Annotated in this window: 20 protein-coding genes; 15 read left to right on the top strand and 5 right to left on the bottom strand. The window is 41.1% G+C overall.

All coding sequences use genetic code 11. From position 1 onward, the window contains the following. Positions 1–18: 18 nt before the first annotated feature. Complete coding sequence (locus tag AC1DYB_RS01000) at positions 19–2,028, bottom strand: thioredoxin domain-containing protein (RefSeq protein ID WP_477431655.1); 2,010 nt, start codon at positions 2,026–2,028, stop codon at positions 19–21. A 259-nt stretch (positions 2,029–2,287) separates the two neighbouring features. Here AC1DYB_RS01000 and AC1DYB_RS00995 point away from each other — a divergent pair, with 259 nt between their 5' ends. The 3 genes from AC1DYB_RS00995 to AC1DYB_RS00985 all read left to right on the top strand — a co-directional run bounded on the left by AC1DYB_RS00995 (position 2,288) and on the right by AC1DYB_RS00985 (position 6,371). Beyond that, the gene (locus AC1DYB_RS00995; protein WP_477431653.1) at positions 2,288–4,249 is read left to right on the top strand and encodes a M1 family metallopeptidase; all 1,962 of its coding nucleotides are present in this window, start codon (positions 2,288–2,290) and stop codon (positions 4,247–4,249) included. Between the two features lie 299 nt (positions 4,250–4,548). After that, the gene (arsB, locus tag AC1DYB_RS00990) at positions 4,549–5,634 is read left to right on the top strand and encodes an ACR3 family arsenite efflux transporter (protein ID WP_477431651.1); all 1,086 of its coding nucleotides are present in this window, start codon (positions 4,549–4,551) and stop codon (positions 5,632–5,634) included. Beyond that, on the top strand, positions 5,634–6,371 hold the full coding sequence (locus AC1DYB_RS00985; RefSeq protein WP_477431649.1) for a metallophosphoesterase family protein: 738 nt from the start codon (positions 5,634–5,636) through the stop codon (positions 6,369–6,371). Before arsB ends, AC1DYB_RS00985 begins: the two co-directional genes overlap by 1 nt. A gap of 45 nt (positions 6,372–6,416) precedes the next feature. Here the strand turns inward: AC1DYB_RS00985 and AC1DYB_RS00980 are convergent, their stop codons facing one another. Beyond that, positions 6,417–6,713, bottom strand: coding sequence for a hypothetical protein (locus AC1DYB_RS00980; protein WP_477431647.1), 297 nt, complete (start codon positions 6,711–6,713; stop codon positions 6,417–6,419). A 21-nt stretch (positions 6,714–6,734) separates the two neighbouring features. Further along, positions 6,735–8,951: a transferrin receptor-like dimerization domain-containing protein gene (locus AC1DYB_RS00975; RefSeq protein WP_477431645.1), complete on the bottom strand. Its 2,217-nt coding sequence runs from the start codon at positions 8,949–8,951 to the stop codon at positions 6,735–6,737. Positions 8,952–9,145: 194 nt separating this feature from the next. Between AC1DYB_RS00975 and AC1DYB_RS00970 the strand changes: the two genes are divergently transcribed. The 4 genes from AC1DYB_RS00970 (at position 9,146) to AC1DYB_RS00955 (ending at position 13,033) form a co-directional block, all read left to right on the top strand. Continuing rightward, positions 9,146–9,538, top strand: coding sequence for a hypothetical protein (locus AC1DYB_RS00970; RefSeq protein WP_477431643.1), 393 nt, complete (start codon positions 9,146–9,148; stop codon positions 9,536–9,538). A 155-nt stretch (positions 9,539–9,693) separates the two neighbouring features. Continuing rightward, a complete protein-coding gene (locus AC1DYB_RS00965; RefSeq protein ID WP_477431641.1) occupies positions 9,694–11,988 on the top strand; it encodes an ATP-dependent helicase in 2,295 nt (764 codons plus the stop codon). A 138-nt stretch (positions 11,989–12,126) separates the two neighbouring features. After that, positions 12,127–12,495 (top strand): helix-turn-helix domain-containing protein, encoded by a 369-nt coding sequence (locus AC1DYB_RS00960; protein ID WP_295714961.1) that lies wholly within the window; start codon positions 12,127–12,129, stop codon positions 12,493–12,495. Positions 12,496–12,727: 232 nt separating this feature from the next. Continuing rightward, positions 12,728–13,033 carry a hypothetical protein gene (locus AC1DYB_RS00955; protein WP_477397184.1) on the top strand — a complete coding sequence of 102 codons (306 nt, stop codon included), beginning with the start codon at positions 12,728–12,730 and terminating at the stop codon, positions 13,031–13,033. A 369-nt stretch (positions 13,034–13,402) separates the two neighbouring features. On the opposite strand, the gene AC1DYB_RS00950 is transcribed toward AC1DYB_RS00955, so the two are convergent. Further along, positions 13,403–14,842 carry a tetratricopeptide repeat protein gene (locus AC1DYB_RS00950; RefSeq protein ID WP_295714967.1) on the bottom strand — a complete coding sequence of 480 codons (1,440 nt, stop codon included), beginning with the start codon at positions 14,840–14,842 and terminating at the stop codon, positions 13,403–13,405. Between the two features lie 568 nt (positions 14,843–15,410). Here AC1DYB_RS00950 and AC1DYB_RS00945 point away from each other — a divergent pair. From AC1DYB_RS00945 to AC1DYB_RS00910, 8 genes are all read left to right on the top strand, one after another. Then, positions 15,411–15,566, top strand: coding sequence for a hypothetical protein (locus AC1DYB_RS00945; protein ID WP_477431639.1), 156 nt, complete (start codon positions 15,411–15,413; stop codon positions 15,564–15,566). A gap of 69 nt (positions 15,567–15,635) precedes the next feature. Continuing rightward, complete coding sequence (locus AC1DYB_RS00940) at positions 15,636–15,779, top strand: hypothetical protein (RefSeq protein WP_295714972.1); 144 nt, start codon at positions 15,636–15,638, stop codon at positions 15,777–15,779. Between the two features lie 44 nt (positions 15,780–15,823). Continuing rightward, positions 15,824–15,979, top strand: a complete 156-nt coding sequence (locus AC1DYB_RS00935) for a hypothetical protein (RefSeq protein WP_295714975.1) — start codon at positions 15,824–15,826, stop codon at positions 15,977–15,979. Between the two features lie 67 nt (positions 15,980–16,046). After that, positions 16,047–17,291, top strand: coding sequence for a hypothetical protein (locus AC1DYB_RS00930; RefSeq protein WP_477431637.1), 1,245 nt, complete (start codon positions 16,047–16,049; stop codon positions 17,289–17,291). Between the two features lie 52 nt (positions 17,292–17,343). After that, positions 17,344–17,514 (top strand): hypothetical protein, encoded by a 171-nt coding sequence (locus AC1DYB_RS00925; protein ID WP_295714981.1) that lies wholly within the window; start codon positions 17,344–17,346, stop codon positions 17,512–17,514. 340 nt (positions 17,515–17,854) lie between these two features. Continuing rightward, entirely contained in the window at positions 17,855–19,225 is a 1,371-nt protein-coding gene (locus AC1DYB_RS00920) for a dipeptidase (protein ID WP_477431635.1), read from the top strand. A gap of 148 nt (positions 19,226–19,373) precedes the next feature. Beyond that, a complete protein-coding gene (locus AC1DYB_RS00915) occupies positions 19,374–19,499 on the top strand; it encodes a hypothetical protein (RefSeq protein ID WP_295714987.1) in 126 nt (41 codons plus the stop codon). Positions 19,500–19,844: 345 nt separating this feature from the next. Next, a complete protein-coding gene (locus AC1DYB_RS00910) occupies positions 19,845–19,970 on the top strand; it encodes a hypothetical protein (protein WP_295714989.1) in 126 nt (41 codons plus the stop codon). A 144-nt stretch (positions 19,971–20,114) separates the two neighbouring features. On the opposite strand, the gene AC1DYB_RS00905 is transcribed toward AC1DYB_RS00910, so the two are convergent. Continuing rightward, complete coding sequence (locus tag AC1DYB_RS00905) at positions 20,115–20,573, bottom strand: GNAT family N-acetyltransferase (protein ID WP_477431633.1); 459 nt, start codon at positions 20,571–20,573, stop codon at positions 20,115–20,117. Positions 20,574–20,590: the final 17 nt, after the last annotated feature.

Genomic DNA, 20,590 nt, shown 5'->3' with positions numbered 1-20,590 from the left:
ATTTTTATAAATAAGCAATCAAGCCTGCATTTGTTTTAATGCGTCGGCCGTGTTATTAGCAGGTAATCCGCAGGTTTTATCTTTACAAACAAAAATTTGTGTTGATTTACCAAACTTATCCTGTAACAAAGGTAAACTTCCTTTTGTACCCCCCAAGATTATTTTATTGGGGAAGTAATTATTTTCAAGTTCCTTTCTTACAGGTTCAGCTTCGGGGCCGGTTACTGCAACTTCATATATACCAAAAACTTCATCAAGCAATAACATAGTCCAGTTTGAATAGGCCGTACCATATTTTGCCAGCTGCGGCATAATGTTGCGTAACAGCTGTGCCGAAACCGCTGCATAACTTTCATCATCAAAAAGCAGGCCTAATTTTTTCAGAACACGCGCCATAGCCGAATTACTGGCCGGTGTAACACCATCCATAATTTCAGATTTGCGGGCTATCAGCTGTTCATCATCATCGGCGGTATAAAAGAAAATACCGTTCTGCTCATCATAATAATGGGTTATAGCGGTATCTGCAAGGGCTTTTGCCTGTTGCAGCCAATGCTCATCAAAGGTAACCTCGTAAGTGGCTATCAACCCATCAATAATGTTGGCATAATCATCCAAAAACGCTACCGGAATTCCTCCTGCCGTATTGCTATTGTAAACCCGTGATAGTCTGCCATTTTGACCTAATAGATTATCCAGGATGAAATTAGCATTCTTTAAAACAAGCTCCAGATATTCGGGCTTTTCAAATGCCCGGTAAGCTTCACAAAGCCCCTTTAACATCAAACCATTCCATGAGGCCAGTATCTTGTTATCCAAACCCGGCCTGATGCGGTGACGACGGGCCTCGAAAACTTTTTTGCGGGATGCTTTTACCTGCGATAGCAGATCATCAACTCCCAACCCCAATTTTTTGGCCAATTGCTCATCAGTTTCCTTGCGGAACAATACGTTTGACTGCTCCTCCTCCCAGTTGCCATCTTCTGTAATATGGTAGTAAATACAGAACAGGTCGGCATCATCGCCCAGGACCTCTTCTATCTGTGTTTTAGTAAAAATATAAAACTTACCCTCTACCCCTTCGCTATCGGCATCAAGCGCCGAGTAAAAGCCAAGATCTGGCGAGGCCAATTCTTTAGTGGCAAAATGGATGATCTCATCAACTACCCTTTCGTAAAGCTCATCGGGCTGCCAGGTATAAGCTTCGGCATATAAACTAATGAGTTGGGCATTATCATAAAGCATTTTCTCGAAATGTGGTACATGCCACCTGCCATCAACCGAATAACGGGCAAAACCGCCGCCTATATGATCATAAATTCCACCATAGGCCATTTTATGCAGCGTGAGTTTTACCTGTTTGGCAATTTCCTCATCCTGCATCAAATGCGCGTAACGCATTAGCAGCAACCAGTTATTGGGCATCGGAAATTTGGGTGCATTGCCTGTGCCGCCTTCGTATTTATCAAAATATCGTTTCCAGGTGTCGGCTATCAACTTTAAATCGTCTTTAGTATACGCAGGCTGTTCGGCTATAAATTGTACCGACTCATATTTCTGGATTCCCTCAGTTAATCGTACCGCATATTCTTCGGCTTCTTCTGGTTTTTGTTTGTAGAAATCGGCCAGGTTAAAGAGCAGCGATGTCCAGTCGTTTTTACGAAAGTAAGTGCCGCCATAAATGGGTCTTTGATCTGGCAGGCAGATACAGTTTAGCGGCCAGCCGCCACGGCCACTCATCAGCTGCACGGCGCTCATGTATATCTGGTCTACATCGGGGCGCTCTTCCCTATCCACCTTAATACAAACAAAATATTCGTTCATTACGGTGGCCACGGCTTCGTCCTCAAAGCTTTCGTGCTCCATTACGTGGCACCAGTGGCAGGCAGAATAACCAATGCTCACCAATATCAGCTTGTTTTCGGCTTTAGCCTTATCAAGCGCCTCTTTACCCCATGGGTACCAGTTTACAGGATTATTGGCGTGCTGCAATAAATATGGGGATGTGGAATTTGCCAGTTTGTTCATGGTAACAGGGATAATGCTTTGCAAATGCGAATATAAATGTACCTGCAGGTTAAATAGGTTTTAATTTGAAAAGTTTTACCCCACAGTGTTATTGCATGGCGCAGGTCGGGGTCGGTCTACCCTAGCAATGCCCGCGTCGCCCCGTAACATTACCATTACAACTTCACCAATCAACCACAATCACAGCACTATAAGTACTCCCATTGCCAATTTCACAAATTATTTCCCTTTCTTTGCGCCTTTATTATCAAATTCAAAAATGCGCTATTTTAAACTGATCAACATTTTAGGCGCCTTTGGCTTGTTTGCAATGGCAAACCCGGCATCGGCACAAACAGACTCTATAAAGTATGACCACCAGGACCTTTTTGGCCCTATCACCTGGCCGGTTACCGGGCAGGGAACACGCTCAAACAGCGGCAAGCCTTCGCCAACCTATTGGCAAAACCGTGCCGATTACCAGATCAAAGCTGCTCTTAACGAAGGCAAGGACACTACTATTACCGGCGAAGTAACTATTACCTACACCAACAACAGCCCCGATCAGCTGGATTACTTGTGGTTACAACTGGACCAAAACCTGTTTAAACCCGATTCGCGCGGCGCCGCCGTTACCCCTGTTACGGGCGATCGTTTTGATGTGCGTGGTTTTAGCCGCGGAGGCTATCATATAGGCTCGGTTGATGTTACTTACAAAGGTCAAACTTATAAAGTTATTCCCGTAATTACTGATGCCCGCATGCAGTTACGCCTAAACGCGCCAATGGATGGCAAAGGCGAAAAAATACAGGTTAAGATCAACTATGATTTTGCTATCCCTTTTTATGGCGCCGACCGCATGGGCCGCAAAAAGTTTAAACAAGGCTACGTTTACGAAATTGCCCAATGGTACCCGCGCATGTGCGTTTACGATGACGTGGAAGGCTGGAACACCCTACCCTACATGGGCCTGGGCGAGTTTTATTGCGAATACGGCAATTTTGATTATTACATAACCGCACCTGCCAATATGGTGGTTGTAGGATCGGGCGATTTACAAAACCCCGAAGAGGTTTTATCACCGGCCCAATTGAGCCGTTTGGCCGATGCCAAAACCAGCGATAAAACTGTAATGCTGATTAAAGAAAACGAAGTTGGCAAATCATCAACCCGCCCGTTTAAAGGTACTTTAACCTGGCATTATAAAATGGAGAATAGCCGCGATGTGGCATTTGGTGCATCAAACGCGTTTATATGGGATGCCGCTAAGGTTAATTTCCCATCGGGCCGTAAAGGTATTGCCATGTCTGCCTATCCCGTGGAGAGTGCCGGCGTAGATGGCTGGGGCCGCTCAACCGAGTACCTGAAAAACAGCATGGAAATTTACTCAAAAGCTTATTTTGAATATCCATGGAACTCTGCCGTAAACGTATCGGGCGTGGCCCTGGGTATGGAGTATCCGGGCGCTATATTTTGCCTGAGCAATTTAAAGAAAGGACAGCTTTGGGGTGACGTTACGCACGAAATAGGCCACAACTGGTTCCCGATGATAGTGGGCTCAAACGAGCGTAAATATATGTGGATGGATGAAGGCTTTAACACTTTCATCAATGAATATGCTTCACAGCAATTTAATAAAGGCGAGTATAACGATACCACCAAAATGGCTCAGCGTATTTTGGGCATGTTCCGCAACAGCAAAGATCCGCTGATGACTGCTCCGGAAGCTATTGGCCTGAATGATTATGGCCAATACTATGTAAAAACCGCTTTGGGTATGGATATGCTGCGCAATGTGGTATTAGGACCAGAACGTTTTGACTATGCATTCCATGAATATATCAAAAACTGGGCATTTAAACACCCACTACCTGCCGACCTTTTCCGTGCCATGAATGATGCCAGCGGCGAAGACCTTAACTGGTTTTGGAAAGCTTGGTTTACTACTACATGGAAGCTTGATCAGGCTATAAGCAATGTTAAATACATAGATGATAATGCGGCTAACGGCGCGCTGATCACCATTACCAATAACGAAAAAATGGCGATGCCTGTTGATTTGAAAATTACCCAGGCCAACGGTAAAACCGAAACTTTACATTTACCTGTAAACGTTTGGCAACGCGGCGGTGTGTGGACGTTTAAATATCAGTCAACCTCAACAATAAAATCAATGGTGATTGACCCTAATCACGAACTGCCCGATGTTAATTTAAAAAACAACGTTTACTACGGCGAGTAATTCTAATTAGTGATTTGCTGATTTAGTGAATTAGTGATTTGCCTGATGGGCATTTTAAATAGCGATGGGTTGAGGCTCATCGCTATTTTTTTGTGATATCAACTCGTTCTTTTGGAGAGAGGTGAGTTATATGTGGCTGGGAGATGTGACACCCTCATATCACTTTGCTCTCTCTTTTAAAAAACATACCTTTTTTATTCAAACATTAATCGTAATATTGCAATATAATAATTAGATAAAAACGAATCTTATAGAAGATCTAAACACGCTTCATTAAAACACGAATTATACTTTAATATATGGCAGCAAATAACTGTGCCCCGGTGGCCGAACGAAAACAATTAAGTTTTCTTGACCGATACCTTACTTTGTGGATCTTCCTTGCCATGGCTATTGGGGTAGCTGTAGGCTATTTTATTCCATCATCATCTGGTTTTATAAATTCTTTTTCCAGCGGAACTACCAATATCCCCCTGGCAATAGGCCTGATCCTGATGATGTACCCACCGCTTGCCAAAGTGAGATATGAGAACATGGGCGAAGTATTTAAGGATACAAAAGTATTGAGCGCATCACTGGTATTAAACTGGATAATTGGCCCTATCCTGATGTTTATATTAGCAATAACGCTTTTACGTGATCATCCTGCTTATATGGTAGGTCTGATTTTGATAGGCCTTGCGCGCTGTATTGCGATGGTGGTGGTATGGAACGAATTGGCAGAGGGCAACCGTGAATATGCAGCCGGGTTAATTGCCTTAAACAGTATTTTCCAGGTATTGCTTTACAGCGTTTACGCTTATGTATTTATAACCGTTTTGCCGCCTCTTTTTGGCTTGAAAGGATTAGCGGTTAATATAACCATATCTGAAATTGCAAAAAGCGTTGGTATTTACCTGGGCATCCCTTTTGCAGCGGGTGTTATCAGCCGATATGCTTTAATTAAAATTAAGGGAGAGCAATGGTTCCAAACTAAATATGTCCCTTTTATTTCTCCAATAACCTTAATTGCCTTGCTCTTTACTATTGTGGTAATGTTTAGTTTAAAAGGTAACTTAATTGTTCAAATCCCTTTTGATGTGCTGCGCATCGCCATCCCGTTGGTAATTTACTTTACCATCATGTTCATCTTGAGTTTCTTTATCGGTAAATCGTTTGGTGCCGATTACTCCAAAAGTACTTCTATTGCATTCACGGCCACCGGTAACAACTTTGAATTAGCTATTGCAGTAGCCATTGGCGTTTTTGGTATTAATTCGGGAGAAGCCTTTGCAGGGGTTATTGGCCCCTTAGTGGAAGTGCCCGCATTGATCGCTTTGGTTAACCTTGCTTTTTATTTCCGTAAAAAATATTATACCTCTAAAACTCAAACTGCTGTACAATAATGAGAATTGCCCTTTTTTCGGATATTCACGCAAATCTGCCGGCGTTGGAGGCATTCTTTGCTGATGTAGCAACCAGGAATACTGATGCTATTTATTGCCTTGGCGATCTGGTTGGTTACCACATTTGGCCTAACGAGGTAATTGCCGAAATCCGTAAACGAGGCATCGCTACCCTCGCCGGTAACCATGATCTGAAAGTGAAGAAATTGGTTACCACCGATCAAAGCCTTTGTGAACCGGGAAAAACCTATGCCTATCATTTGATTGATGAGGCAGGTCGTCAGTATCTATCAACCCTGCCTGCACATATTCGCCTTGAATTTAAAATGATAGATGAGGCCGTAAATATTGTACTGGCCCATGGCAGTACCCGGAGCGTTGATGAATACGTTTTGGAAGATTTGGATGAAACATATGTACTTGAAATGATGGAAGAAGCGAATGCCGATATCCTGTGTATCGGTCATTCGCATAAACCTTATCATCGTATCGTCAAAGCCGGCAACCAACAATTCAGGCACGTTATCAATATCGGCTCTGTAGGCAAACCAAAAGATGGCAACCCAGCCGGATGCTATGTAATATTAAACCTGGATATGACCAGTTCGATAACTGACAGGAATAGCATTACAGTGGAATTTATAAGAGTTGCTTACGATGTTGAACAAGCAGCAATGGCTATTGAACAAAGCCCATTACCCGATGAATTTGCCGACCGGTTAAGAAAGGCTTATTAAAACAACTTTCTATATAAATTCCACTATTAGCTTTGGTTTGTTTTATTAATCACCCACAATAAATAATCCTTCTTTTACTCCTGTTAACTTATCCAATAGTTTTAAACGTGAGCTATTTTTAGTTTTATCCCTAACCGTATCTAAGCTTTTATTAATTTTTGATAGAAGTAGTTCGATAAACTCCTGATGTATTCGCGTTGTTCCATAGGGATCTATATAGATTCCTGTCAGTCTTTTAAATTCAATCAGTATTTCTTCTATTTCCACAAGTTCCTGTTCATCTATTTGAAACAGTAAATATTGATGACGAACATCAGCTAAGTGATAACAATCTAAAGCCATTAGTAAGTATGCTAAATTTCCTTACTTCGCCCCCATCGCCAAATACCCGGCCAATGCGTTAATCCTCCCGGCTACAACCCCTATCTGCTGCTTAACTTCATCCCAGTTACGTTGCTCAATAGCTTCGCGGATGCCGGGGAGCGTTTTAACACCATAGCCGGTGTAAAAGCCCGGAGCATAAATGGTGTGGCGATACCAGCTACGACGCGGCAAACCATCTACCGAAAGTAATTGCTGCTCGGCCTGGTAAAGTAACTTGTTTAGCTTATCATGGTCGCCGTTTTTAAGTGTAGCAGCGGTCCAATAAGTGGCCAGTTTATCCGCGCTTTTCTTTAATGAATCCAGGGCACCGGTTAGTGGTTTAAAATCTATTTGCGGCACTTCGCTTTTAGCTGCCGGGGCCTTGTACAGGTGTGTTGGGTCGGCAGCCAGGGTATAGTCGTTGGCTTTTATCAGTTGGTTATCTATAACAGTGGCTTCGCGGGTATCGTTTGCCAGTTTTGTTAATTCGGTGGCATACTTACTGATGGTAGTTTGCAAACTCCTGAAATCAAATGGCAGTACATCGGCATCTGCCATACGCAATACCGAGTGACCGGCAGTTTGTGATAGCGCCACGCCATAAGCAAAATCAGGATCTTTAAAGCGTTTGTAATCATCAAAAGAATCATAGATGGAGTGATATTCGCCACCGCCATCCTCGCCACCGAAACCAAAATCAAGCGTAGGGATACCCAGATGCTGCAGGAACGATGAGAAATCTGATCCTGAACCCAGCGCTTCCAGCTTCTCGCCCTTACGTTCCAAAATTTCTTTTTTATCACTGGTTGATTTGGCGTTAACCAATTCCATCGCCTTTTTGCGATCAAACACACTCACTTTGGTTTGTGGATCGGTTATGCCGCGGGTTATCTCGTCAATAAAGCTTTCCAATGCCTGCGAACCGCCTGCACCTAAAAACCCGCGACCATTACTATCTGAGTTGATATAAACCACAGCCTTTTGCTGCAATTCCTTATCATGATCTTCTGCAAACTCGGTAGAGCCTAATAAACCGGGTTCTTCCCCGTCCCATGAGCAATAAATAATGCTGCGCTTTGGTTTCCAGCCGGTTTTAAGCAGGTCGCCAAGGGCTTTTGTTTCCTCAATCATGGCGGCCTGGCCGCTTATAGGGTCGTTGGCTCCGTTTACCCAGGCATCATGGTGATTCCCGCGCATTACCCACTCATCAGGATAAGTCGAGCCTTTAATTTGGGCTATTACATCATAGGCCGGTACCATATCCCAGTTAAATTCCATTTTAAGGTGTACCGTGGCTTTACCCCCACCAATATGGTAAGTTATAGGCAGGGAACCGGCCCAGCCTGCAGGCGCAACCGGCCCATCCAAAGCGGCCAGTAAAGGTTGTGCATCATGATAACTGATGGGCAGCACTGGTATTTTCAATATTGTGGTGGCATCTTTCCTATCCAGGCGTTTGGCATCTTTGGTAGCACCAACACCCGGTGTAAGCGGATCGCCGGGATAGATCACCATATCCATCACGGAACCACGCTGCACGCCAAATTCATTTTTATAGGCACCCTTTGGGTACACATCTCCCGCCGAGTAACCATCATCAGCAGGATCTGAATAAATGATACAGCCAATGGCCCCATGCTCATAGGCTACCTTTGGCTTTATGCCACGCCATGAGCGGCCATATTTGGCAATTACTATTTTACCTTTTACATCAATGCCCATGGCAGCCAGCTTCTCGTAATCATCGGGCAGCCCATAGTTTACAAACACCAGCTCACCATTCACATCACCATCAGCACTCCAGGCATTATAGGTTGGCAACTGGTTGGTTTGCCCCGATGTTCCATCCTCTGCCAGCGCGGGCTCTTTTAATAAAGCGGTATAGCTTGCCGGGCCGGAAAGCTCCAGCACCCTTGTTTTGGGCGTAGGGTAAAGTACAGTATAGGTTTCTATATGTGCATCAAGCCCATTGCTTTTATACATGGCCAATATTTTTTCGGCTACGGCCTTGCTGCCCGGCGAACCTATATTATGCGGAAATGCCGAAAGCGTTTTAATGGTTTCGCCAATACGTTGCGCGCTCAGGGATGCATCAAATGATTTTTCGGCAGCCAATTGTTTGGCCGACGATGCCGGGGTGAAGCCGATTAATGTTTTTTGCTGCGCGAAAGCAGTGGCAGAAAGCGCCAGTAAACCAAGAGTAAGGGTTTTCTTCATGACAATGTATATGGTTGATGCGTGAAGATAGTAAATTTGGTATAGATTGTATTTCATGGGATGTAAAAATGGTGATGGGCTGAGTTGGATGCCGATTATAGGTATTACCGTATAAAACCGTTAGCCCCTTTTATTAAATAGACATAAACTTTATGCCTCATCAATATTTGTTTGTTATTTAGTAAAATAACAAAATGGTACATAAAGAAATAGTTTCAGGGATTGAACTAACCTTAACCAATGCTCAAGAAATACTGAGTATAGGAGCTCCATATACAGTTGATGTTTACATGGGTGATAAGCTGATATCAGACAATTGTATTGCTGATAACTTTATTTTCAAAGAAGATTTGAAGCTTTTGTTTTTTGTAAAATATCATCAAATCAATTCATTTCCATACTTCACTATTAACTTTTATAATATTGACAATGACACTGTATTTGAATTTTACAGGGAATTTGACATGCTGCATTTAAAACAATTTTCAAGCTCGAGTGAACTTGAAATACACATTGCCTTTCATGGACAATTTAACTACCAAGGGCAAATATTTAATATTGATAACGAGGATTTTAGACAAGTTTAAATTTCAGACTTCCCGATTGGCTAAAAAGTCAAATTTTCTTTTATCCACCTTTAAATCACCATTGTTAATATTTTTATCACGTCCACCGGCAATCTTACTTTCCCCTTTCGTCGCAAAACCTTAATTTCGCTGTTTCAAGAAAAGAGGAAAAGATTTTGGATTATTTACAGGGTTTAAACCCCGAACAACGGGCAGCGGTAGAACAAACTGAAGGACCGGTGATGATCATTGCCGGTGCCGGATCTGGCAAAACAAGGGTAATTACCTACAGAGTGGCCCACCTTATTCGTAAAGGTGTGGATTCATTTAATATACTGGTTTTAACATTTACCAATAAAGCCGCGCGCGAAATGCGCGAACGTATTACCCATGTAGTTGGTGGCGAAGCTAAAAACATCTGGATGGGTACCTTCCACTCGGTTTTTGCCAAGCTGTTACGTGTAGAAGCCGAAAAAATTGGCTACCCAAGTAACTTTACTATTTATGATACCGACGATAGCAAAAGCGTATTGCGTGCCATTATCAAAGAATTAAACCTTGATGATAAGCTATACGCAGTAAACTTTGTACTTAACCGTATCTCTGCATCAAAAAATAATCTGATCTCGTTTAGGGAATATAATAAAAATGAGCAGATCCAGGCTGATGATATGTCGACAGGCCGCGGGCAACTGGGCAAAATTTACGAAATGTATGCCACCCGTTGTTTCCGTGCCGGCGCTATGGATTTTGACGATTTACTGTACAAAACCAATGAGCTACTTAAACTGCATCCCGAAGTACTGAACAAATACCAGCACAAGTTTAAATACCTGATGGTGGATGAGTACCAGGATACCAACTTTTCGCAATACCTTATTGTGAAAAAACTGGCCGCCGTTAACGAAAATCTATGCGTTGTAGGTGATGACGCGCAAAGTATTTACGCCTTTCGTGGAGCCAACATCCAAAACATCCTCAACTTTGAAAAGGATTACCCGGATTTGAAGGTATTTAAGCTGGAGCAAAACTACCGGTCGACACAAAATATTGTGCATGTGGCCAACAGTATCATCAGCAACAATAAGGAGCAACTTAAAAAGAACGTTTTCAGCGAAAAGGAAGCCGGAGATAAAATAAAGATAATGCGCGCCTTCAGCGATAACGAAGAAGGCAAAATGGTGGCCGAGGCCATTATGCAGGACAGAAGCCTGAAGGGTAAAAACTGGAATAATTTTGCCATTCTTTACCGTACCAACGCGCAGTCGCGTTCCATGGAGGAGGCTCTGCGCAAGCTGGGGATTCCTTATAAAATATACGGTGGCTTGTCCTTTTATCAACGTAAAGAGATCAAGGATCTGATCGGCTACTTCCGCCTTACTTTTAACCCCAATGATGAGGAAGCGCTTAAACGCGTTATCAACTACCCTAAAAGGGGCATAGGCGATACCACGGTTGACAAGATCATTGTAAGTGCCGATCATCACAAAGTTACCCCCTGGGAAGTGATTGTGGATCCGGTTCAATATTTCGACGGGAAAGCGTCTCCATCACTGAGCAACTTTGCCACCATGATTCAAAGTTTCCAGGTGCTGACAAAAACAAAATCGGCATATGAATCGGCATTGTACATAGCCCAGCACTCGGGCCTGCTTAAAGATCTTTACGAGGATAAATCTGTAGAGGGGTTAAACCGCTATGAGAACATACAGGAATTGCTGAATGGTATCAAGGAGTTTAGCGAGCGCGAAGACATAGAAGAAAAAGGTCTGGACATATTTATGCAGGATATTGCCCTGCTCACTAATGATGATAAGGACAAGAATAAAGATGCTGATACAGTATCGCTCATGACCATTCACAGTAGTAAGGGATTAGAGTTTTCGCAGGTGCATGTTGTAGGTTTAGAAGAAAATCTTTTCCCATCCCAGATGTCGCTCAACTCCCGCAGTGATCTGGAAGAAGAACGACGACTGTTTTACGTGGCTGTAACCCGTGCCGAAACTAAGCTTACTATAAGCTATGCTACTTCGCGTTTTAAATTTGGCACACTCATTAGCTGCGAACCAAGCCGTTTTTTGGATGAAATAGATGCCAAATACCTTGAACTGGATTATAGCGCCAAAACAACTACAAGCAACAATCCGTTTTTTGATGACGACCGCAAGGCCTGGACCAGTGGTAAACAAGCTGATGCTTTTTCAAAACCAAAACCGGCAACATCCGCGCCTGTAAAAACCACATCAATTTTGGCAAAAGCGCACGTAGTATCGCCAGATTTTAAACCGTCTGATACATCAAACCTGCAGGTGGGTATGGAAGTTGAGCACGAGCGTTTTGGTTTTGGCAAGGTGCAAAGCCTGGAGGGAACGAAGCCCGATATTAAGGCTACTATATTTTTTAAAGAAATTGGTCAAAAGCAACTGCTACTTAAATTTGCAAAGTTGAGTATTATCAATAATATGGCTTAGAAAGCCGCCCCAATTTTCGTGTATTTTTTTCCCCGTTTTGGAATAATTGTGCTTTGAAGACATATATTTAAAGCTAAATTAATAATGGCATAACGTTTGGATATCTTTTATTAACTGATTAATTATAGATAACCGAACATGAGCGACATCACTAAAAAAAAGACCAACAAATTTGTAGGTAAAAACATCAGAACCTTGCGTCATCAGCACGGTTGGAGCCAGGAAGATGTGGCAAACCGTTTAGGTATTTCTATCCCTGCATTTTCAAAAATTGAAACAGGTGTAACGGATATTAACTTATCGCGGTTGGAACAAATTGCAAACATTTTTGAGCTTAACGTGGTGAACCTTCTTGCACTCGATGCAGGGGAAATTGATCTTACTCCATCAAACCTCAGTATCGCCCAAAAGAAGCTGGTTGACCGCGAATCGGAAATTGCAAACCTGCAGCGTAAAGTGATTTTACTTTATGAAGAACTGCGTGGTAAAAGCGCTTTAGCTGTTTAGTTTTAGTAATGTGTGTTGTAAAACTTACATTTACACATACTTGATATACTAATTGCTACATTTATTTTAATGGCATTATTTTTCTTGTTAAATATTGATTAATATTATTTAACGAGAAGAAACTTTTGTAAAATTTAGTGGTTGTATTAAACTTTAAAGGTTAATACCATTATTATTTAACTTTTTGGAGTAAAAATTGTTACATGCTTTTCACCCAGAAAAACATGTACTTATGTCAAATTACCTGATATCTATTTCAAAAAACGAGGCGCTAAAGGACGGAACTATTCATGATCCTAACAGCAAGCTTAAGGTGAAGGCCTATGATATGCTGAAATCAAAGTTTAAACCCTGTAAAGGCGAAGTAAGGTTTTTTGTCACTGCAGGCGATGAAACTATCGCTTTTGAAACCCAGGGCTACAACAAAAAGCACCGCCAGTTGCTTATCTTACAAATGATATCATGGTATTGTATTTACCTTGGCCTTTTTGAAGCCCAAATACACTCTACTTTTCCTATAGCTTTTAATCTGAATTAGTCTTTTTGGAGTAAGGAGCAAGGATTTTTGGACAAAGGATTTTCGGACGAAGGACTTTTAGAGCAAGGAACAAGGATTCTTAGAGCAAGAACCAAAGGACTTTCAGAGAAAGGACGAAAGACGAAAAAATAAAKTATGAAATATAAAAAAACGGCCGGTGTATACCGTCCGTTTTTTGTTTAGCCATCATGAAAGCTCAAAGCATATCGGCTTAACCCTTCAAGATAAATCATAGAATCCGAAATCCCCCTTTATCTTTTGTCTGAAAGTCCTTTGTCCGAAAGTCTTTTGTCCAAAAATCCGTCGTCTAAAAGTCCTTCGTCCAAAAATCCTTGCTCTTTGCTCCAAAAAAAACCTTGCTCCAAAAATCTACGTAGTGGTAGTACGCGATGGGTTATGTAGCATGTCGCTCATATCAATGATCTTTTCATCAATCTCTGATACGCATTTATCCATCATTGAGATACATTCATGTTGATCTACCAAACCTTCCTTTTCTAGGTTGATAAGGCCGCGTAGCGTGGCTATAGGGCCCCTTATCTGGTGCGAGAGGTATGAGGAGTGCTCTGACAGCTTTCTGTTCTTAATCTGGAGATCTTTGGTACGCTCATCAATGATCTCTTCCAGGTGGTGGTTAATGCGGTCGAGGTTGTCCTTCTGCCGGGATACTTCCCCATTAAGCAAAGTAAGCTGCGAATTGGTTTTAGCTTTGCGTTTTACATTACCAACCAATAGCCCTATTACAACAAGCAAAAGGCCTGCAACTATAGTTACGGCCCAAAACTTGGTACGATCATACGCCTGCCGCTCGGCTACGCGCTCATTTTCTTTTATCTGCTCTTCCTGCTTGCGGGTAGCCTCAATCAGTTTCATTTGCACCGAAGTATTGGTCTTGAAAGTTGCACTATCAACCCGGTAAATCTCCCGCAAATAAAACAGCGCCTCATTATAGTTTTTACGATTATAAGCCAATTCATAATTGGTGTGCTTATAATCATACTCAAGCTTAGGGTCATTAATCAGTTGGGTATAAGCAACGCCTTCTTTAACAATCTTTTCTGCCTCATCGAATTTTTGCTGGTTCATATATAATGAGGCCAGCGTAAGGTCGATACTTGCAATCGGCTCGTTCAAATCAAGGTGCTTGGCGGCCGCGTTAGCCTCCAGTAGCATGGCTAAAGCTTTATCGTATTGGTTCAACTTAAAATAAACTACTCCAATATTCTGTCCGCATTGAATTAAGTTTACAGAATCTTTTAGCTTGGAAAATATCGCTTTGCTTTGGCCATAGTATTTTAAAGCCTGGGTATAACTATTTCTGCGTGTATAAACGTTTCCTATATTTAAATTGAGCGCCGCAATTAAGCTTACATTATTAATTTTATTGGCGATAGCCAACGATTTAAAAAAATAATCCAGTGATTTGTTGGTATCATGGTCACGGTAAATATTACCCATGTTATTGTAAACCTTTGCCTCACCACCCAAATTATTAGCCTTTGTAAAAAAAGCCACCGCGTTTAAATAATTGCTAAATGCCTTTTCTGCCTGGTCCATGTAAAACATGGCCAAGCCGGTAACCCTGTACGCCTCGGCTATACCGTTGTTATAGTTTATTTTGCGAGCCAGAACCATTGCCCTGTTTGCATCTGAAAGCGTTTGCTGAGGCTGGGTTAAGCGGTTATCATACGCTTGCTTATTAATGCGTATAACCTCACTTGTATCTCCTGTAATTGCCTCACCTAAATCTTTCGCATGTAAAGTAACCGCCGTACAAAAAAATAAAAGAAATACAAAGGCTTTTTTCATTAAAACACTGTTACGTTATATTGAATGTGAAAGTTATAAATTATACTGATATATACCTAAAACATCAGTAAAAACATTGTTGAAAATTATTTTATATTTATTAATAGAAAATTAAAAAACATATTTATATTTGCATTGTTAAATAACTGATATACAGTTAATTAATTGAGTATTATTGTGTATTTTGTAATATTTTTTGACATAAAAATAACGTTTCAAACTACGATTTAAAGTAGTGAAAAAAATCAAACGGCATTAATATGTTACTTAGTTTACCAATATGCTACCTAATGATGAATAAAATTAAAAGTATAACAATTCTTTTTTCTTAACAATTGGGTATAGTGTTTAAAAATAACAATTTATTTCAACAAAAATGTAAAAAAAAATATGAATAAAACTGTAAATATCTTACCATATTTTGATCAGTTTTTTTCACAAAAAAGAGAGTAAATCATAATCTAAAACAATTTTTACAGACCGGTAAATTTACCGCAACGTATTATTGGGCACATATGGTTAATTATTACTTAACAATTTAGAATACTAATATAAAATATTTATATATATGAAAAAAATCATCCTTTTAGCGTTGCTTGCATCAGGCACAGGAGTTTTATCATCAGCGGTTTTATTATCGCCAAAAAAAGCCGAACAGCCTATAGCCACCAGCTTTATAAAAAACGACCATGGGTTTAAAAAAGACCTGGCTTTTGCCGACTAATCTTTTATAAATCCACAACAAACATTAAAAATTAAGACAGTCCAGTATTCAAAATATTATTTAACGATCATGAAAAAGTTAATCACAATCATCTTGGCTATTTTATTCACCGGCGCCATCTCCTCATGCCAAAAAGAAAGGGTTGCCCCTGAAACTGCAGCATTACATTCATTTGGCTCAAGTGCAAGAAGAGACCTTGGTACAGCTGATTAATCTTAAACATGATTTATAAAAACATTTAAAAAATTAAAAACGACATGAAAAAATTTATCATCATAACCATTGTAAGCTTAACAGTAGCTACTGGTATTTTATCATCACAAACCACAACTAAACAAACTGTAAAACCCGAAGCCACAACCTTTGCTTCGTCATCAACAGCATTTAGAAAAGATTTAGGTCAGGCCGACTAATTAACAAACAACAATCATTTATAAACAAAAAATATTAATCAAAACTCTCTCACAACATATAATAATCATGAAAAAATCATCAATCATAGCAGCATTAGCATTAAGCACTTTTTTAACGTCATTTGTAAACGCAGAAACAACTCCTGCAAAAACTAAAACTCCACCAACTCAAAATACAGCTTTCACTGGCGGTCCGAAAAAAGATTTAGCTACTGCCGATTTCGCTTTCACTGGCGGTCCTAAAAAAGATTTAGCTACTGCTGACTTTGCTTTCACTGGTGGTCCGAAAAAAGATTTAGCTACTGCTGACTTTGCTTTCACTGGCGGTCCGAAAAAAGACTTAGCTACTGCCGACTTCGCTTTCACTGGCGGCCCTAAAAAAGACTTAGCTACTGCTGATTTTGCTTTCACTGGCGGTCCGAAAAAAGATTTAGCTACTGCTGACTTTGCTTTCACTGGTGGTCCGAAAAAAGACTTAGCTACTGCTGACTTCGCTTTCACTGGTGGTCCGAAAAAAGATTTAGCTACTGCTGACTTCGCTTTCACTGGTGGTCCGAAAAAAGATTTAGCTACTGCTGACTTTGCTTTCACTGGCGGTCCGAAAAAAGATTTAGCTACTGCCGACTTCGCTTTCACTGGCGGTCCGAAAAAAGATTTAGCTACTGCTGATTTCGCTTTCACTGGTGGTCCGAAAAAAGATTTAGCTACTGCTGACTTTGCTTTCACTGGCGGTCCTAAAAAAGATTTAGCTACTGCTGACTTCGCTTTCACTGGCGGTCCTAAAAAAGATTTAGCTACTGCTGACTTCGCTTTCACTGGTGGTCCGAAAAAAGACTTAGCTACTGCTGACTTCGCTTTCACTGGCGGTCCGAAAAAAGATTTAGCTACTGCTGACTTTGCTTTCACTGGCGGTCCTAAAAAAGATTTAGCTACTGCTGACTTTGCTTTCACTGGCGGTCCGAAAAAAGATTTAGCTACTGCTGACTTCGCTTTCACTGGCGGTCCGAAAAAAGATTTAGCTACTGCTGACTTCGCTTTCACTGGCGGTCCTAAAAAAGATTTAGCTACTGCTGATTTTGCTTTCACTGGCGGTCCTAAAAAAGATTTAGCTACTGCTGACTTCGCTTTCACTGGCGGTCCTAAAAAAGATTTAGCTACTGCTGACTTTGCTTTCACTGGCGGTCCGAAAAAAGACTTAGCTACTGCTGATTTTGCTTTCACTGGCGGTCCTAAAAAAGATTTAGCTACTGCTGATTTTGCTTTCACTGGCGGTCCTAAAAAAGATTTAGCTACTGCTGACTTTGCAGCATAATCAAATCATCTGCAGCAAAACAAATTAAACAACGTTCTAACGCAACAACAACATGAAAAAGATAATTATCGCTATAGCCATCATATTAACTTCGGGCATAACTGCTTATTCATTAAGCACTAAAGAAAACACCAATACCAACTTAAAGACAAAACCAGAAACAGCCTCATTTACTGCCAAAGCAGGCCACGGCCCCAAGGCTGATCTTGCTACTGCGGATTAATTACTACCATTTAACCGCTTGCAGGTTGATGTGCTCTTCAACCTTTTTACACGCGCTGGTAAATATAAAAACCGCATGTTCATCCCTATCGGATTCAGGGAACTTCAGTTACATTCACCATATAATAATGTAGCTTCTGTTAATTACCGTTTCAGGGCTTTAGGCCGGCAAAAAGTCGTTGTAAAATTTCACTTTCTTTTTTCAATAATTGATTAGTTTACTGCCGCTATCATGGTGATAGTAATTTTAAAAAGAGTGATCTTAAACTTTACAAAGCCGCCCCGCAATTAAGCCGCCCCAAATCAATAAACATCAATATATTTGCTGCAAACTTGATAATATGCAGCACATAAAGCAATATGTTGATGAGCACAGGCAACGTTTACTCGACGAATTATTTGCCCTCTTGCGTTTCCCCTCAGTTAGCGCCGATCCAAAATACAAAACAGATGTACTCCATACAGCCGACTATGTGGCGCAAAAACTGCGCGATGCCGGTGCCGACAATGTGGAGATTTGCCAAACAGCAGGCTATCCTATAGTTTATGGCGAAAAAATAATTGATGCCGGCAAACCCACAGTTTTGGTTTACGGCCATTATGATGTACAACCGGCAGATCCGCTGGAGTTATGGAAAACACCGCCTTTTGAGCCTACCATTCGCGATGGCAAAATTTACGCGCGCGGCGCCTGCGATGATAAGGGTCAGTTTTACATGCACGTAAAAGCATTTGAACTGATGATGCAAACCGATACACTCCCCTGCAATATCAAATTCATGATTGAAGGTGAGGAAGAAGTTGGCTCATCTAACCTTGCTATTTTTGTAAAAGCAAATAAAGAGAAGCTAAAGGCCGATGTTGTGCTGATATCCGATACATCGATGATCAGCATGGAACATCCATCTTTAGAAACCGGCTTACGCGGTTTATCATACCTGGAGGTTGAAGTAACCGGCCCCAATCGCGATCTGCATTCTGGTGTTTATGGTGGAGCAGTGGCCAACCCCATCACCATTTTAACCAAAATGATAGCCTCACTTCATGATGAAAATAACCACATCACCATTCCCGGTTTTTATGATAGTGTAATTGAGCTTACTCCTACCGAACGTACCGCGCTTAACAATGCGCCATACGATGAGGCAGCATACAAATCAGACCTGGATGTAGCCGAGCTTTGGGGCGAAAAAGGATATACCACCTTTGAACGCACCGGCACCCGCCCTACCCTTGAGGTTAATGGTATATGGGGTGGCTACATTGGCGAAGGCGCTAAAACCGTATTACCATCAAAGGCTCATGCCAAAATTTCGATGCGTTTGGTGCCCAACCAAACATCAGATGCCATAACAGAAATTTTTACCAAACATTTCCTGAGTATAGCACCCGCAAACGTGAAGGTAAAAGTAACCCCACACCATGGTGGCGAACCGGCGGTAACACCAACAGATAGTATTGCTTACCGTGCGGCCCAAAAAGCCATTGCCGAGTCGTTTGGCAAGGAGCCTATCCCAACCCGCGGTGGTGGCAGCATCCCGATAGTAGCCCTGTTTGAAGCCGAGCTTGGCCTTAAAACTGTATTGATGGGTTTTGGACTTGATAGTGACGCACTGCACTCGCCAAATGAAAAATATGATATTTTCAACTATTACAAGGGAATTGAAACTATACCGTTGTTTCATAAGTACTTTGCTGAGTTGAGCTTGTAAATCGAGGCTGTAGAAACCAAAAGAAATTGGATAAAAGGTAAAAAGGCATCATCCCGATAATTTGTTTTACTAAAAAGTTTTTTTTTACATTTTATCCAAACAAATTGATAGCCAGGTAACTTATAATAATAACTTAGAACCTATTATTATGGAAACCAGGGAGAAATCAAAAGGTGAGGCAGCCAAAGATTTGAGCGCCCCCAAAGTAACCAAACAGGAAAAAGGTGACAGCACAAAAACTGTGGCCAAGAGAAAAAGAAAGCCGCTATTATAAAGAAATTTAAGCCCAAGCTAAAAGTCCGCTGAGTAATTATCTCAGCGGACTTTTTTTTAGAGACACATATTTACGTCTGCCATGCCAATCACCTCAAAGTATTTGCTAATTGCAGCTATTAAACTCAAACAAAAGTCCGGAGGTATCTTTACAATAATACACAGCCCACACCGGCATCCTCCCGGTAAATAAAATAAAGATCCTGCTTTTTTTGATCTGGGCGTAGTACCGGCACCCAAATCAAAAAAAATGAATATTACCTATAAAAAAGAGCAATTTTATCCCAAAAATTAAAACAAATTAACCCTTACGCAACGTATAAAAGGAGCACCTAAGCTTACTATTATGAAAAATAAGGAAAAAACAAAAGACGAGTCAGTCAAAGAAATGCTCAGTTCTAAGACTAAAAAGCAGGACAACCCCGAAACCGTAAAAGTTATTAACAAATGGAAGAAAAGACCTCTTCTGTGAAAGATATTTAACAAAATACTGTTAAAAAACTTTATCACGCCCTTACTTTTTTTTTAATGCTACAACGGCAAAGGGCATCGCGTTTCCTGTTACCACGATCATCATACCCTGCACGTGGAGTGTGATGATCGTTTTCACAAATAATTATTCCAAATTCATGCGCATCTCAATCATGTGCTTTTTAAAACCAACTTTTTCATACGCTTTTATCGCGCCTTCATTATCGTTATACACCTGCAATCGCAATTCGGTTAAACCCTGCCTGCGTGTCCATAGTTTTAATTCCTCAATTATTAGTTGATTAATCCCTTTTCCCCTATGCTGTGGCGATACATACATAAAACCCAGGTAGGCATAATTCAAAAAATTAAAATACGGCTTCTCACTTTTTTTGATGCGGGCATAGCCGCTGCCAACCAGTTTACCATCCAGCTCGGCCACCAAAATTTCCACATCGGGCGAATTGATAAACATTTCCAGGTCATAGTATTTAATTGAACCGGGAACAAGCGTGCTATCAAATGGGCGTTCGGCAGTAATCACGCCCTGTTCAAATTGCAATAGCACGGGCATATCGTTTAAATTGGCTTGTCTTATCAACATGGGTTATTCTATATTAA

The sequence above is a fragment of the Mucilaginibacter sp. P2_A4 genome, assembly GCF_056405015.1.
The sequence above is the reverse complement of the archived record's forward strand: the minus strand, read 5'-3'. Positions and strand labels throughout refer to the sequence as shown.

Excerpts from the sequence above, each read along its gene's own strand:
- AC1DYB_RS01000 (WP_477431655.1), bottom strand. The coding sequence starts at position 2,028 with ATGAACAAACTGGCAAATTCCACATCCCCATATTTATTGCAGCACGCC.
- AC1DYB_RS00995 (WP_477431653.1), top strand. The coding sequence starts at position 2,288 with ATGCGCTATTTTAAACTGATCAACATTTTAGGCGCCTTTGGCTTGTTT.
- arsB (WP_477431651.1), top strand. The coding sequence starts at position 4,549 with ATGGCAGCAAATAACTGTGCCCCGGTGGCCGAACGAAAACAATTAAGT.
- AC1DYB_RS00985 (WP_477431649.1), top strand. The coding sequence starts at position 5,634 with ATGAGAATTGCCCTTTTTTCGGATATTCACGCAAATCTGCCGGCGTTG.
- AC1DYB_RS00980 (WP_477431647.1), bottom strand. The coding sequence starts at position 6,713 with ATGGCTTTAGATTGTTATCACTTAGCTGATGTTCGTCATCAATATTTA.
- AC1DYB_RS00975 (WP_477431645.1), bottom strand. The coding sequence starts at position 8,951 with ATGAAGAAAACCCTTACTCTTGGTTTACTGGCGCTTTCTGCCACTGCT.
- AC1DYB_RS00970 (WP_477431643.1), top strand. The coding sequence starts at position 9,146 with ATGGTACATAAAGAAATAGTTTCAGGGATTGAACTAACCTTAACCAAT.
- AC1DYB_RS00960 (WP_295714961.1), top strand. The coding sequence starts at position 12,127 with ATGAGCGACATCACTAAAAAAAAGACCAACAAATTTGTAGGTAAAAAC.
- AC1DYB_RS00955 (WP_477397184.1), top strand. The coding sequence starts at position 12,728 with ATGTCAAATTACCTGATATCTATTTCAAAAAACGAGGCGCTAAAGGAC.
- AC1DYB_RS00950 (WP_295714967.1), bottom strand. The coding sequence starts at position 14,842 with ATGAAAAAAGCCTTTGTATTTCTTTTATTTTTTTGTACGGCGGTTACT.
- AC1DYB_RS00945 (WP_477431639.1), top strand. The coding sequence starts at position 15,411 with ATGAAAAAAATCATCCTTTTAGCGTTGCTTGCATCAGGCACAGGAGTT.
- AC1DYB_RS00940 (WP_295714972.1), top strand. The coding sequence starts at position 15,636 with ATGAAAAAGTTAATCACAATCATCTTGGCTATTTTATTCACCGGCGCC.
- AC1DYB_RS00935 (WP_295714975.1), top strand. The coding sequence starts at position 15,824 with ATGAAAAAATTTATCATCATAACCATTGTAAGCTTAACAGTAGCTACT.
- AC1DYB_RS00930 (WP_477431637.1), top strand. The coding sequence starts at position 16,047 with ATGAAAAAATCATCAATCATAGCAGCATTAGCATTAAGCACTTTTTTA.
- AC1DYB_RS00925 (WP_295714981.1), top strand. The coding sequence starts at position 17,344 with ATGAAAAAGATAATTATCGCTATAGCCATCATATTAACTTCGGGCATA.
- AC1DYB_RS00920 (WP_477431635.1), top strand. The coding sequence starts at position 17,855 with ATGCAGCACATAAAGCAATATGTTGATGAGCACAGGCAACGTTTACTC.
- AC1DYB_RS00915 (WP_295714987.1), top strand. The coding sequence starts at position 19,374 with ATGGAAACCAGGGAGAAATCAAAAGGTGAGGCAGCCAAAGATTTGAGC.
- AC1DYB_RS00910 (WP_295714989.1), top strand. The coding sequence starts at position 19,845 with ATGAAAAATAAGGAAAAAACAAAAGACGAGTCAGTCAAAGAAATGCTC.
- AC1DYB_RS00905 (WP_477431633.1), bottom strand. The coding sequence starts at position 20,573 with ATGTTGATAAGACAAGCCAATTTAAACGATATGCCCGTGCTATTGCAA.